This window comes from Streptomyces sp. NBC_00631 (assembly GCF_045206895.1).
Taxonomy (GTDB): domain Bacteria; phylum Actinomycetota; class Actinomycetes; order Streptomycetales; family Streptomycetaceae; genus Streptomyces.
Map to the genome: position 1 here is coordinate 49,358 of NZ_CP107734.1, position 13,471 is coordinate 62,828.

11 protein-coding genes are annotated in these 13,471 nt (G+C 68.3%); 1 reads left to right on the forward strand and 10 read right to left on the reverse strand.

Annotation, left to right across the window (positions count from 1 at the left end):
• Positions 1 to 246 precede the first annotated feature (246 nt).
• From OHB00_RS00235 to OHB00_RS00250, 4 genes are all read right to left on the reverse strand, one after another.
• Complete coding sequence (locus OHB00_RS00235; RefSeq protein WP_406445543.1) at positions 247 to 837, reverse strand: TetR/AcrR family transcriptional regulator; 591 nt, start codon at positions 835 to 837, stop codon at positions 247 to 249.
• Between the two features lie 60 nt (positions 838 to 897).
• Positions 898 to 1,980 carry an SMP-30/gluconolactonase/LRE family protein gene (locus OHB00_RS00240; RefSeq protein ID WP_406430033.1) on the reverse strand — a complete coding sequence of 361 codons (1,083 nt, stop codon included), beginning with the start codon at positions 1,978 to 1,980 and terminating at the stop codon, positions 898 to 900.
• Positions 1,981 to 2,302: 322 nt separating this feature from the next.
• Positions 2,303 to 3,118, reverse strand: a complete 816-nt coding sequence (locus OHB00_RS00245) for an oxidoreductase (RefSeq protein ID WP_406430035.1) — start codon at positions 3,116 to 3,118, stop codon at positions 2,303 to 2,305.
• A 203-nt stretch (positions 3,119 to 3,321) separates the two neighbouring features.
• Positions 3,322 to 4,155, reverse strand: a complete 834-nt coding sequence (locus OHB00_RS00250) for an enoyl-CoA hydratase/isomerase family protein (protein WP_406430037.1) — start codon at positions 4,153 to 4,155, stop codon at positions 3,322 to 3,324.
• Positions 4,156 to 4,685: 530 nt separating this feature from the next.
• On the opposite strand from OHB00_RS00250, the gene OHB00_RS00255 reads away from it, so the two are divergent.
• Positions 4,686 to 7,457: a helix-turn-helix transcriptional regulator gene (locus tag OHB00_RS00255; RefSeq protein ID WP_406430039.1), complete on the forward strand. Its 2,772-nt coding sequence runs from the start codon at positions 4,686 to 4,688 to the stop codon at positions 7,455 to 7,457.
• A 490-nt stretch (positions 7,458 to 7,947) separates the two neighbouring features.
• On the opposite strand, the gene OHB00_RS00260 is transcribed toward OHB00_RS00255, so the two are convergent.
• The 6 genes from OHB00_RS00260 to OHB00_RS00285 all read right to left on the reverse strand — a co-directional run bounded on the left by OHB00_RS00260 (position 7,948) and on the right by OHB00_RS00285 (position 13,456).
• Entirely contained in the window at positions 7,948 to 8,904 is a 957-nt protein-coding gene (locus OHB00_RS00260; protein ID WP_406430041.1) for an alpha/beta hydrolase, read from the reverse strand.
• Between the two features lie 90 nt (positions 8,905 to 8,994).
• Positions 8,995 to 10,026 carry an NADPH:quinone reductase gene (locus OHB00_RS00265; RefSeq protein WP_406430043.1) on the reverse strand — a complete coding sequence of 344 codons (1,032 nt, stop codon included), beginning with the start codon at positions 10,024 to 10,026 and terminating at the stop codon, positions 8,995 to 8,997.
• 50 nt (positions 10,027 to 10,076) lie between these two features.
• On the reverse strand, positions 10,077 to 11,171 hold the full coding sequence (locus OHB00_RS00270; RefSeq protein WP_406430045.1) for a CocE/NonD family hydrolase C-terminal non-catalytic domain-containing protein: 1,095 nt from the start codon (positions 11,169 to 11,171) through the stop codon (positions 10,077 to 10,079).
• 26 nt (positions 11,172 to 11,197) lie between these two features.
• Positions 11,198 to 11,689, reverse strand: coding sequence for a DUF6086 family protein (locus OHB00_RS00275; RefSeq protein ID WP_406430047.1), 492 nt, complete (start codon positions 11,687 to 11,689; stop codon positions 11,198 to 11,200).
• Positions 11,690 to 11,703: 14 nt separating this feature from the next.
• Positions 11,704 to 12,515, reverse strand: a protein-coding gene (locus tag OHB00_RS00280) for an IS5 family transposase (protein WP_406430049.1) whose coding sequence is annotated in 2 segments (ribosomal slippage) — positions 11,704 to 12,158 and positions 12,158 to 12,515 — 813 coding nt in all. Because the reading frame shifts where the segments join, the coding sequence is not laid out codon by codon here.
• On the reverse strand, positions 12,512 to 13,456 hold the full coding sequence (locus OHB00_RS00285) for a CocE/NonD family hydrolase (protein ID WP_406430051.1): 945 nt from the start codon (positions 13,454 to 13,456) through the stop codon (positions 12,512 to 12,514). The genes OHB00_RS00280 and OHB00_RS00285 overlap by 4 nt, the downstream gene beginning before the upstream one ends.
• Positions 13,457 to 13,471 lie beyond the last annotated feature (15 nt).

The window sequence follows — 13,471 nt, forward strand, 5'->3', positions numbered from 1 at the left end:
CGATCGCGCGCCACTTCACTCTCCGCACGAGGCGCGACGACAGCCGTCCGTAGGACACATTGGGGATGAAACGACCTCGTCTGAGATCGGGGTGGAAAGTACTCATCGGGTCCTCATCGAGGGGGTGTGGAATCGTCTGGCCACCCGGCGGGTGGTCGCCGTCGAGAGTGACGCGTATGCGGTTGCCGAGGGAGCCGCCGACCTTGTTCGGCTGGACCAGCTTCTGATCGGTACGCGGATGGCGTCTCAGTTGTGCTGTTCGGCATCTATCAGGGCGAGGGCGTTGCGGATGCCCTGTTCGAGGAGTTGGTCGGCGAGTTGCCGGTCGGTCAGGGCACGGGAGAGTTGCAGTGTCCCGGCCATCATGCCGAGGAGGCCAAGTGCCTGCAGCCGCGCCGACGGCGGATCGTGGGGTGCCAGGCGGGCGGCGAAGCCGTCGATGAGGACCAGCGCGCCGTCGGTGTAGGCCTGCCTGGTGGGATCCGTGGAGCGTGCGATCTCGTCGAGCAGGGCGGCGTTGGGGCAGCCGTCGTCGATGGTGTCGCGCTGGTCGGTGGAGAAGTACCAGCGGATGATCTGTTCGAGGCCGGCGCGGCCGGGTGCTGCCTGCGCGACGATGTTCTCGTGCTGTGCGCGCATCTGGTCGGCGACCGCCATGGCGACGAGGTCGTCCTTGGACGTGAAGTAGGCGTAGAAGGTGCCGTTGGTCAGGCCCGCGTCCTTCATGAGGGTCGCGACACCGGAGCCGTCGATGCCGTCGCGCTTGAGGCGGCGGCCGGCCGTCGTGATGATCCGCTGCCGTGTCTCCTGCTTGTGTTCTTTCGGGTACCGCACGATGTGTTCCCTCCGTGGCAGCCGGAGGCCGGGGCTTGCGCCCCGGCTGCCAGCCTGGTCAGGTCAGTGTGCCGCGTGGGCGAGGAGAGCAGGGAAGTTGATCCTGGCGGTCTGCAGTTTCGCGTCGTGGGGCTCGGGGACCCCGCCGTCGGTGATGTACAACCGGTCGCCGCGGACCGCGGTCGCGGAGGGGGAGGCGAGTCCGTCCGCGCTGGTCAGGACGGCCTTGTAGGTGCCGTTGGGGTAGATGACCACGACCCTGTCCGGACCGTTGTTCGAGGACGAGCCGTTCTGTGCCGCGAAGACGATGTCGGAGCGGGGGGTGAGGAAGCTGATGTCGTCGATGTTGGGCAGGCCGCCGGCGACCTGGCGGATGGGGCCGGGCGCGCCGGCGGGGGTGATCGGTACGCGCAGCAGGGTGCCCTTGTTGAAGTTGCTGACCCACAGGGCGCCGTTGTGGAACCTGAGCCCGTTGGCGCCGATCGGCAGTGCCTCGGTCGGTACCGGCGCGAGAGCGGCGTCGGTCAGCCACGGCGTCGCCGATCCGCTCGAGACCGGAACGGACCAGATGATGCCCTTGAGGCTGTCCGCGATGTAGAGGGTGCCTGTGGCCGGGTCGAAGGCGAGCCCGTTGGGACCCGAGTCGGCGGGCAGAGCGGCGACGCGCTGAGGGGTACCGTCCGGAAGTAGCTTGTACACGCCGTTCCTGGCCGCGTTGCCCGGGGCCCACAACGCGTAGTAGACGGTGCCGTCACTGCCGCGGGCGTTGCCGCTGATCGCCTCACCCACCTGCCCGGTGACGAGCACCGTGCGCTCTCCGGAGGGCGAGATGCGCATCAGTTCCGGTCCGTGGGTGCGTTCGCACACCGCGCAGCTGCCGAGCATGGACAGGGTCACCGATCCGTCGGGGTTGGCGGTGATGTTCTCGGGGACCTCGCCGGCGGCGAAGTCGAACGTCGCCGCGGTCCGTACATCGGTGACCACGGACCCACCGTACGAGCCTCCCGTCCATGCGGACGCGGACGGCGCCGAGACCAGCACGGCCGCCGTCGCGGTGACCGCCAGCGCGATGCCGACGTTCCGCCTCAGAAAGCGCCTTGCGCTGGATGTACTGCGCCGGGCCGTGTGCTGGTGTTGCTGCTGCATGACTCTCCTCGGTACATCAATGGTTGTCTGGAATGTCAGGGGCACCTGGGATGTCAGGGGCACCCGGGTTTCAGGTGGGCAGGTGGTTGCTCTTGCGGATCCGCCGGTCGAACGTTCCGGCGGGGACTAGGTGGCGGGCCGTGGTGACGCGTGAGGCCCGGGCCGGCGGTGTGGCGCGGCTTCGGATTCTTGTCGCCGGCCGACGTGACGATCGTTTCGGCGATGACGACGGGGTCATCGCCGTCCTTCACCGCATCCGCTGTCACCTCGTCGAAGACGCGCCGTCACTTTCGGGCGGGTTCGGGGGCGCGGAAGGTGGGCGTCAGTTCGGCATCCGGTTGAACCGGCGGACGATGCGGTCGAAGATCCGGGCCGGGAGGACGCGGTGGAACACGCTGATGCCGGCGGCGGTCGTGCCGGCGGTGCGCCGCAGTTTCGGCTTCTTGTCGGTGGCCGCCGCGACGATCACCTTGGCCACGGTGGCGGGATCGTCGCCGCCGCTGGTGTTTGTCGCCAGCACCTCGTCGAAGGTGCGCCGTCCCGACGCGTAGAGCGGCATGGGGGTGTCGCCCTGGACGCTGTGGTCGCCGAAGGGGGTGTTGATCGGGCCGGGCTCGACGAGCAGGATCCGCACGCCGTGCTCGCGGACCTCGTGGTCCAGCGACCCGGAGTAGCCCTCGACCGCGTGCTTGGTGGAGGTGTAGATGGCCATGAACGGGCTGGGGACGAACCCGCTGAGCGAGGAGACGTTGATGACGCGTCCGCTCCGCTGCGCGCGCATGTGCGGCAGCACCGCCTTGGTCATCCGCATGATGCCGTAGACGTTGACGTCGAAGACCTCCTGCGTCCGGGCCACGGAGAACTCCTCGGCGGCGCCGTTGGCGCCGACGCCGGCATTGTTGACCAGGACGTCGATACGCCCGAACCGGTCGATCACCTGCTTGACCACGGAGGCGACCGATTCGTCGCTGGTCACGTCGAGGTCGAGGTAGCCCACCCCGGCGGGCGCGGTGACCCGCGCGGTGTTGCGAGCGGTTCCGATCACCTCGAAACCCGCCGCGGCGAAGGCGCGGGCCGTCTCCTTGCCCACCCCCGATGAGGCACCCGTCACGAGCACCACCGGTCGAGTTGCCACCATCACGAGCTCCCTTGGATTTGCATTACATCCGTATGTCTTACGTTCGTACGACCATATGGCGATCGTCAGCCAATGGCAAGTGGTCACGCCCGGCAATCCGGGCAAGATCCGTGAATGGTCCGGAAACGTGGGGGCGATCGTGGCGCCGTAGGTGACCCGGAGGCGTCACCCGCTGGTCGGGAACGGGTCTTCGCGGTCGGTGTTCACCGGCTCTCCTGACGCGCGATGCCGAGGTAGTGGCCCAAGCGGAGTTCCAGCTCTTCGGGACCCTTTTCGGCAAGGAGCTTCTCGAACCGGGACTGGAATGCCTGGGGGCCTGGCCAGGTCAGGGAGCTCAGGAATTGCGTGTAGGCCGCCCGCAGGTCGGCATCGGGCGGGAGCGTCGCCCGGTTGACCTGCGCCTTGGCGGCTGCCAGCGCCGCCTTGTCGAACGACGCCAGCCGGGTTGCCATACCGTCCACGAAACCGTCCAGCTCGGCGTCGGCGACGGTGCGGGTCACCCATCCGTAGCGTTCCGCCGTGTCGGCGTCGTAGTCATCGCTGCTGAGGATGGCTTCGAGTGCCCGGTCCCGTCCGATGAGGCGGGGCAGGTGTTCCGTGCCCCCGCCGCCGGGAAGGATCCCGCCGCCGACCTCGGGCTGGCCGAACACCGCGTGCTCGCGGCTGGCGTAGCGCAGATCGCAGGCCAGGGCCAGTTCGTCCCCGCCGCCCCTGGTCCGTCCGCGGATGGACGCGATGCTGATGAACGGAGCCGTGGACAGCCGTATCACGAGATCGATCCATGCCGGCGTCGCCTCCGGATCGGACGGGAAGAAGTCGGCGACCCGGTCGAGATCGAAGTGGTTGAAGAAGTAGCCGGGTGTGCTGCTGGTGAAGACGGCAACCTGAACCTGCGGGTCCTCACTCAGCTCCGTGACGACCTCGACCAGTCGGTACACCGTCTCCCCGACAATGAGATTCACCGGCGGATTCGAGAATGTGATCGTGCGGATTCCCGGTGTCAGCCGCTCCACGCTGATCGTGCTGGGTTGCGTCATCGTTCGCTCCAAAGGTGATGCTGACGGTTTGTCAGGCAGGCGTGTGCGTCGGGGCGCCCTCAGCCGGCAGGGACGACGCCCAGGACCAGGTCTGGCAGACCCGTGGTCATGTCGTGCTTTTCCTTGCAGCTTCGAGGCCCCGATCGGCTTGACGGACGAGTGGGTCAGCCGGCCGGGTGCGCGGCGCTGCTTGCCGAGAGCCGGGCGGGGCGGGGCGGCATAACGTGCTGACGCGGCCGGCGGGCGGGACGGCGGTGTGGCGCGGCCTCGGTCTCGGGTCCGTGGCCGCCGCGGCGATCACGGCGTCGGTCACGACGAGCCGAGCCACTGTCCTGCCGACGCTCCCGACCGGATCGCCGTCACCTTGTCCTCCCCCTGCGGTGGGGCGCGAGTGCACTGATCACGCCCGACGCTACGAAGGAAGCGAGGAAAACGGATCGGTCACCATGTCCGTCAAGATGTGCGCTGATATCGTGAAGGGTCACCGGCAGTGGCTCCGGGCTACCGCAACCCATTAAGCTTTCAAGCAAATGGACTTGTACGGACGGCGCCAAGAACAGGCAGCCCTTGACCGGATCCTTGACGGCGCCCGTCAGGGATCCGGAGCGACCATGATGTTGTGGGGCGAACCCGGCATCGGTAAGACCGCCCTGCTCGAATACGTGGCCGAGTCAGCCGCTGCGGACTTCACCGTCCTGAGATGGCGCGGTACTCGTCTCGAGTCGGAGCTGGCCTTCGCCGCGCTGCACGAACTGCTGTGGCCGGTGAAGGAGCGGATCAGCACCCTCCCGCAGCCGCAGGCCAAGGCCCTGAACGGGGCGCTCGGTACCAGCGACGACATGGCGGACCGGTTCCTGATCGGGGTGGCCGTACTGACGCTCGTCGGCGAGCTGGCCAGGGAACGGCCGGTGCTCGTCATCGCCGACGACCCCCAATGGCTCGACGAGCCGTCCGCACAGTGCCTGGCCTTCGTCGCGCGCCGACTGCGCAACGAACCCGTCGTCATGCTCCTGACCGGACACGACGACCCCGTCGACGGCCCCTGGGAGAGTCTGGCGCCCCTGGAGGTCCGGGAGTTGGGCGACTCGGACGCCCGGCTCCTCGCCCGTGCCGTCGCTCCGCACGCGGACGAGGCGGTGATCCGCCGCACGATCCGCGCGGCAGCCGGAAATCCCCTCGCACTCCAGGAGCTGACCACGTCCGTGGCGGCTGACGACATCTCGACGCACCCTCTCGCCGATGAGCGGATCGCCGTCGGGCCACGCCTGCGCCGCGCCTTCCGCGCCCGGATCGAGAAGCTGTCCGCGCCTGCCCGCACCGCGCTCCTTCTCGCCGCCGCCGATGACCGCAGCGACCGAAACGCCATGTGGCAGGCCGGACTTGTGCTCGGCCTCGACGCGAGCGCGTGGGACGAGGCTCTGCACTCGGGCCTGCTCACCACGCGCTCGGACGGCCGCCTCCGCTTCCGCCACCAACTGATGGAGGCGGTGGTCTACGAGGAGGCGCCGCCGGCGAGCCGCCAGGCCGTTCATCACGCGCTCGCCTCCGTACTGACCGGTGAGCACGCCGACGAGCTGCGCCCCTGGCACCTCGCCGCGGCTTGGGACGCCGTGGGCCGACCCGACGAGGAGGTGGCCCGGCTGCTCGAGGAGTCGGCCCACCGGTCGTGGGCGCGCGGTGGCTGTGCCACGGCGGCCCGTGCCCTGCGGCGTGCGGCGAAACTGTCCCCCTCCACGGTCGACGCGGCCAGACGACTGGCTCACGGAGCGAGGGCGGCCTGGGAGGCCGGCCACGGCGATGTGGCGCGGAGAATGCTGGAGCGGGCCGAAGAGTTCTCCTCCGCATCCACGGTCGCCGATCTCAGCGAGGGGTTGCGCGGGCTGATCGAGTACGCACACGGCGATCTGGAGACCGCCTGCCGTCAGCTGACCCGGGACATGGAACGGGTGGCCGATCCCAGGCAGGCGTTCAGGCTCGGCAACATGGCACTGCGGGCGGCATGGGCGGCCAGTCATGATGCACTTCAGCGCGAGGCGCTTCAGCGGCTCGAGCGGCGGCTCCCGCGAGGGAACTTCCCGGACGCCGATCTGCTGCCGTTGCTGCGGCAGTGGTGGACGGAGGAACGGGGCGGCGGCGCCGATGACCGCGACCAGATCGTGGCCCCCGTCGCCGACGTCCTCACCGGGCTCAGCGGCAGGTCCTGGCTCCTGATGCCACCGGCACCGCTGGCGGTGGCCTGGGGCATCGAGTCGGCCCTGCATGAGGCGCTCCGCCGCGAGACCGACATGCTGCGGCACACGGACCAGGTCACTGCCCTGACTCAGACGCTGGCCCAGACCGTGGCGCTCGACATCGCGCAGGGCTCCTGGACCCTGGCCACGGCGAACGCTCTCGAGGGGATCCAGGTGGCCGAGGAAACCGGCGACGACCACCTGGCGGCGCAGTGCAGCGCCGGTCTCGGATGGCTGGCGGCCGCGCGAGGCGATGAACAGACCGTCGCGGACATCGCCGCCCGGTTCGTCGAGGTATGGGTGCCGCGTGGGGTGCGCGTCTTCAACGCCTGCGCGGAGTGGAACCTCGGCATGTCAGCGCTCTTCGCCGGCCGGGCCGAGGAGGCGCTGGACCGCCTGGTCCGGCTGAGCGAGCACGGGCACCACGCGGCGAACGCCACCGTCGCGGTGCTCGCCGCGCCGGACACCGCCGAGGCCGCCCTCCAGGCCGGTCAGCGGGCGACGGCCAAGGAACAGGCGCGGCTGCTGCGACGCTGGGCCGAACGGACCGAGGCGGCGTGGGCGATCTCCGCGACGCACCTCGTCCACGCACTGCTGGCGTCGGGGGCCGATGCGGAGAAGCAGTTCCGGCTTGCGCTGGAGGTCCCCGGAGCCGCGTCTCGGCCCTTCAACCACGCCCGCACCCGCCTGCTGTACGGCGAGTGGCTGCGGCGGGCCTGCCGCCGTACCGACGCCCGGACACAGCTCGCCGAAGCCGCGGAAACCTTCCAGCGACTCGACGCGGCGCCCCTGCTCGCCCGCACCCGGGCCGAACTGGAGCTGGCCGGGCAGCACCCGCGCCGCGACTCCGCACCGGCCCGGGACACAGCCGCCATCCTCACGGCGCAGGAGCTGAGAGTCGCACGGCTGGCCGCGCAGGGGCTCACCAACCGGGAGATCGGGGCACAGCTGCTGATCAGTCCCCGCACGGTGGGTCACCACCTGGCGAATGTGTTCCCCAAGCTCGGTATCGTCTCGCGCGCCGACCTCGCGCGCATCGACTTCGGCGACGGGTTGCATCTGATCGGCTGACCGGCCGCCTTCGGGGATGGACCAGGGGCCCGCTGGCGCCCGGCGCCGGGTGGAGCTCGTCGTCATTCACATCCGGGGTGCCCCACGATGCGGTGATGCCCGGCCGGTGGCGGCCGCATCTTTTCGGGCTGCCGAGTCCGGGCAGCGCTTCCCGCCCGATCCCGTTACCGCCGCCGTGATGACGAAAACCCTCTCCGCGATCTGCGCGTCCATCCGCCTTCATCTTCGGTCGGCCTCGCAGTGCGCCCTTCAGCGCCTGTGCCTGCCGGCGCCGGTACTCCCGCGAGATCTCGGCAGCGCGACGGATACGCCGTCGGCCATCCGACGCGGAGCCGTGTCGCGTGCGGCGTCAGCACGCTCGGCGACGAGTGCGGTGAACTGCCGCGTCACGCGCCGACCACTGGCGTCGCCTTCCGGCCGCGAGCCCGCCGACGAGGCCGCCCCCGAACCTCCGGGCGACTTCGCCGGCCGGTCTCCGCCCCGCCATCACTCAATGCGTGCCCTTGCCCAGATGGGTCTCGAACCAGCGGGCTGCGGCATCGGTGACGAGGTCCCGGGAAAGGTGGGGCCAGTACACCCCGTAGTGTCCCCCGGAGATCATCATGAGCTCCTTGGGCTCAAGCGCCGCGTCATAGGCTTCCAGAGCGAGCGAGGGCGGAGTCGTCTGGTCGTCGTCGGCGACGACCATCAGCAGAGGCGTCGGGCTGATCCGGCGCATGAACGGACGCACGTCATAGGCCAGCGCCCGTCCGGTCGACCGGATGGTCACGCTGTTGATCCATCCCTCGGCGGGGCCCTGGGGACCGCCCACGAGGTACTCGTAGTCCGCCTGGTCCTCGAACAGGACAGCTTGGCCGGCCGGGTCGGTCGGCATCCGCACCAGCTGGATACGACCGGGCTCCTCACCCTTGAGCCTCCCCTGCCTGTCCCTGTCCATGTTGTCGTCGATCGCGGCGAGCGCGCCTTCGCCGTTTCCCAGTACGAACTGGTCGTAGCCGGAGATGAAGGGCACCTGGCTGACGACAGCTTTCACCCGGCGGTCCATGGCGGCCACGACGAGCACGTTCGCCCCGCTGTAGCTGGAGCCCCACAGGCCGATGCGGTCGCTGTCGAGCGCCGGATGCTGCTCCACGAAGGACAGGGCCATCTGCATGTCCCGGTCCTGCGCGACAGGATCGACGTCCTGGCGCGGCTCCCCGTCGCTGCTGCCGCACGTCCGCTGGTCGTACAGCAGGACTCCGAACCCCCGGGCGACGAAGGCGTCGGCGACGGTTTCGAGGCGGGTGATCGACGAGGAGAACCCCGGGGTCATCACGATGGTGGGATGCGGACCCTCGGAGACCGGGGTCATCACCCAGCCACGCAGTACGACCCCGCTGTCGGCGCGGAACTCGATGTCTTCCTTCATCGACGTGGCCGCGGCCACATCCTGGTTCTTCAGGCTCATGTCTTCATACCTCCGGTATGACGGTTGACGGCCGCTCGTGCGAGCGCCGATGTGTGGGGCGGGTGGTCCCACCCGGTTCGGGTGGGGACGTCATGCGGACAGGTCAAGGAGGACTTTTCCGATGATTCCGGACTCCACTGCCCGGTGGGCATCCGCGATGCGCTCCAGCGGATAGTGGTGGACGGGCAACCCTCTGGCTTCGCCCACGCCGATCACTCCGGCTGCCAGGGCCCTGTCGATGGATGCGACGGCGTTGTCGAGAACGGCGTCGGTCATCTTGTACAGCAGTACGAAGTGCCAGGTGACGCTCAGATCCATCTGGGCTCGGACCGGCATGACGACGTCGTCGCCACCGTTGTTGGCGTAGACGACGATCAGCCCGTGCGGGGCGAGGACCGCGAGGTCCAGGCCGACGTTGGTGGACGGCGAGACCTCGACGACGATATCCACCCCGTCCGGCGCGAGTCGCCGTATCTCGGCGGCGGCGTCCTGCGTGCGGTAGTTCACCACCATCGAGGCGCCGGCGGCCTTCGCGAGGCGGGCCTTGGCTTCGCTGCTGACGGTCGTGATCACGGTCGCACCGGCCCACGTCGCCAGCTGGATGGCGGCATTGCCGACGGCACCGGCTCCCCCCGCGACCAGCACGGTGACCCCTGCGAGCACCCCCGGTCCGAGCTGGGTGGGGCCTGCGGCACGGAGCGTCAGCGCGTGATGAGCGGTGATGAAGGGGACCCCGAGGGCGGCGCCCGACTCCAGGGAGGCGGTGTCGGGCAGCGGGCGGACCAGTCGGACGGGAACTGTGGCGTACTCCTGCGCGGTCCCCTCCAGGCGCTTGAAGGCGACGAGCCACAACCACACCCTGTCCCCCGGCACGAGGTCCTTGACCCCCGGGCCGACGGCGTCCACGATCCCGGAGCCGTCCAGGTGCGGAACCTGGACCTGCCCGTCGGGGATCGGCATGTGGATGCCGCCGATGCGGGTCTTCCAGTCGGTCGGGTTGACGCCTGAGTAGTGGATCCTCACCCGAACCTCACCTGCGCCCGGATCGCGTATGGGGAGGTCGACCATGCGGAGCACATCGTGGCCTCCCATGGCTGCGTAACCTGCGGCTCTGATCTTCATCACTCCTTTCCTCGTGGACCTTCAGAGGTCGAACTGACTGACGGAACGGTTCAAGTCCTTGTCGCCGGGATTGTCGGGAGGCGTAGAAAGGACGCGTGTTCGCCCCCCAGATGAATCGACGTGCGTCCACTGAAGACGGACGCCGGGCGATCCGACGGGTCGTTGTGCAGGAACGGTCCCGAACCCTGCATGGCGTTCTTGAAGTTGGAGAGTCGAGTCTCCGGCGCCGCGTCGTAAACCCAGTCGGAGCCCCGCAGGGTCAGACTGAGGCGCCAGCCCGGTGGGAGGACCACACTGGTGGGCCACAGTTCGACATCGAGTCGGTAGATCTCGTAGGGAATGACCTCGGATGCCCGCTCATGCGAATGGAACGGCCGATACGGCGTACTGACACGCTCATCGATCTCACGGTGCGACATTCGCAACCACCCCTTCGTCACTGCGCTGAAAGGATCGATAGCGCCTTGAAACACGTGCTCATTCCCAGCCGGATCGAAGGCACGCAGCACGGCGAAGATGTCCGCGTCCGTGGAGGTAGTGGATACGAAGAGCCGGCAGGCGACCGGTCCCGTGATCTCGGTGGTCTCCTCCATCGGTTCGGTGGTCCAGGAAACGCCATCGCCGTTGGCGTCGAAGGAAACGACCGATTCGGTGGCGGCATCAGGGTGCATTCGATCGATGTCCAGCCGCAGATCGGTCCAGGCCGTCCCGGGAAGTGGCCATGCGTCTTCGTGCCGCATCTCCGTCGTTCCATCGACGTGCCGAACCTTCATCTGAATGCGGGGCTGTTCATCCCAGCCGTTTTCTTCACCCTTGAGGAAGTGATCGAAGAACCGGCGCTGGAGGTCTACGCCATAGTCGGTGTAAAACTCCACCCAATGTTCACCGTCATGGATCTCAAGCCATTTCTGCGCCGAAGACGCCCTGCGAAAACCTTCGATGTTGCCGCGCAGGTGCAGTCCCTGCCCGCCCCAGTTACCGGCAGACAACAGCGGCACCTCGATGTGAGACAGATCAGCCTGGCGCTCACGGTAGGCGTCGATGAACTCGTTGTCGCGGTGAAGCTTCGGCAGGTCGGCCCGGTTCGCGGCGAGTTCGGACTCACTTAGACGCCGTTTCTCTTGGTGGTAGGCATGGGTGGGCAAGCGATCAGCGGACCCGGTTGCTCCGGTCAACGAGGCATGCGCTGCCCGAGCTCCCGTGCCTTCTCGCGCAGTCCCGCATCCCAGGCATGCCCTTCGGCCGGAGCGGACATCCCTGCGGCTGCGGAAATCTGTGCATCTTCGAGTGCGCCATCCGGGGCGGATCGGAACTGCCCCCAGTCCACCCTGATCCCGGCGCGCTCCGCGAGAACCAGCACGGTGGCGGTGAACCCCTCGGAGAGCGCAAGCACTATGGCGTGGCTTGTTCTTCGGTGCCGCACCAGCAGGGCGTTGACGAAGATCTCGAAGACGGCCGGGTCGATCTGGCACTCGTCGTTCTCCATCGGTCCAATGCCTGATGAGAGCTCCAGCTCCGCCTCGAAGACCGACACTTGGCGTCGGAACAGACGGGAAGCTCCGTTGGACGGGTTCCACACAGTCTCGTCGCCTATATCGAAGTACTGACTCAACGCGGCACCTTCCGACTGGTCATGACAGGTGAGCGTATCCAGCTGGATCACCGCTGTCGTCGCTGTTATGACCTGGCCAGACGCCGGTAACAGATGAGGGCTGCGGCTATGCCGACGAAGCCCAGGAAGTGCTCAGCCTTGCGTTCGTAGCGGCGGTGAAGCCGACGGCAGCCGGCCAGCCATGACACTGTCCGCTCGACGACCCAGCGGTGTCGGCCCAGCCGCTGGGAGGATTCGATGCCCTTGCGGGCGATGCGATGGCGGATGCCCCGCTGGCGGAGCCATCGCCGCAGGTGGTCGTAGTCGTATCCCTTGTCGGCGTGAAGCTTGGCCGGTCGCCGGCGACGCGGGCCGCGCCGGGAGCGGATCGGGGGTATCCCGCGCACCAGTGGCTTCAGGCCGAGGCTGTCGTGCATGTTGGCGCCGGAGATGCCCAACGACAGGGGCAGACCGTTCCGGTCCGTGAGCAGGTGTACTTTCGATCCGTTCTTGCCGCGGTCGGTCGGATTCGGTCCGGTCAGTGGCCCCCTTTTGCGGCCCGGAGGCTGACGGAGTCGATCGCGCACCGGGACCAGTCCAACTTGCCGCGGGCGCCGAGTTCGTCGAGGGCGACTCGGTGGAGCCTGGCCCAGACCCGGTCCCGGCTCCAAAGGGCGAAACGCCGGTAGACCGTGGGCCAGGCCGGCCCGAACACCGGGGGCAACTGCCGCCAGGTACACCCCGAGGTGGCTACGAAGATGATCGCCGCCAGGCACTCGCGGTCGCCCGCCCGCCGTCGGCCGCCCCCCTGCGGACGTATGGCCTCCGTCGGCGGAACCACCCGCCGGAACAGCGTCCATAACTCATCCGGCACCAACCGCTCAATCAGACTCGTCATGCACCGCTCAACGAACGATCAGACCAAAGGAAACGACGTCTTAGCGTTCGATCGCCGCAGACCAGTTCACCGGTCGCGGCGCTCCTCGGTCCCGCTTCCCCCCGTCCGTGCTGGACCGAGAGCACCTGCATCTCGTACCAGTTCAGCAGCATCGTGCTCAGGATGCCGCCATGGCGTGCGGCCTCTCTGTAGAAGTCGGAGGCGCCCTCCCATACGCAGATCGCCGCGAGAGGCCCTGGCTTCAGCGCGGCCACCCGCCACTGGTTCATCCCGTAATAGGAGATTCCGTTCAGGCCGACCTTACCGTTGCTCCACGCCTGCCGGCCCGCCCATTCGATGCATTCGCGAAAGTCCTCGGTCTCTCGCGCGGAAAACGGATCCAGAAAGCCGGGCGACCGGCCGGCACCACGAGAGTCCACACGAACGACCGCGTAGCCATGGGGAACCCATTTCTCCGGGTCCGCCACCTCCCAGCACTGATGGACGTTGGTCGACCCGGTCACTGTGTCCGGATGTTCCTCGGTCATCTTTTTCCATGCCGTCGGGTACCCGTCGGCGAACGCCAGACCTTTCCCGTAGGGCCCGTAGGTCATGAGCGTCGGATGTGCCCGGCCGTCGTTCGGACGGAAGACGTCAGCTCGCAGAGCGATGCCATCGTCCATTTCGATCGGCACGTCTCTTTCGATAAGCATCGTCTTCGCCGCTTCTTCTCGCGTATCCACGTCAGCCTCCAGTCTTGCGCCTGCCCCCGGGAAATCGCCACAGTGACGGCTCCAGCTCGTGGGAACGGGCGATGCGGACTCGACGAATTCAGCCGTCGACAGGCTCGACACATCTCCGGGGTGAATTGCGCCGTTGACCGCCGCGATCAGCCGGCGCACAGCACGGTCGCGAACCACCGCCGCGAGGCGGCGTAGGCGCCGATGCGCGGCCGGGGCCATAGCGGATTCAGCTGG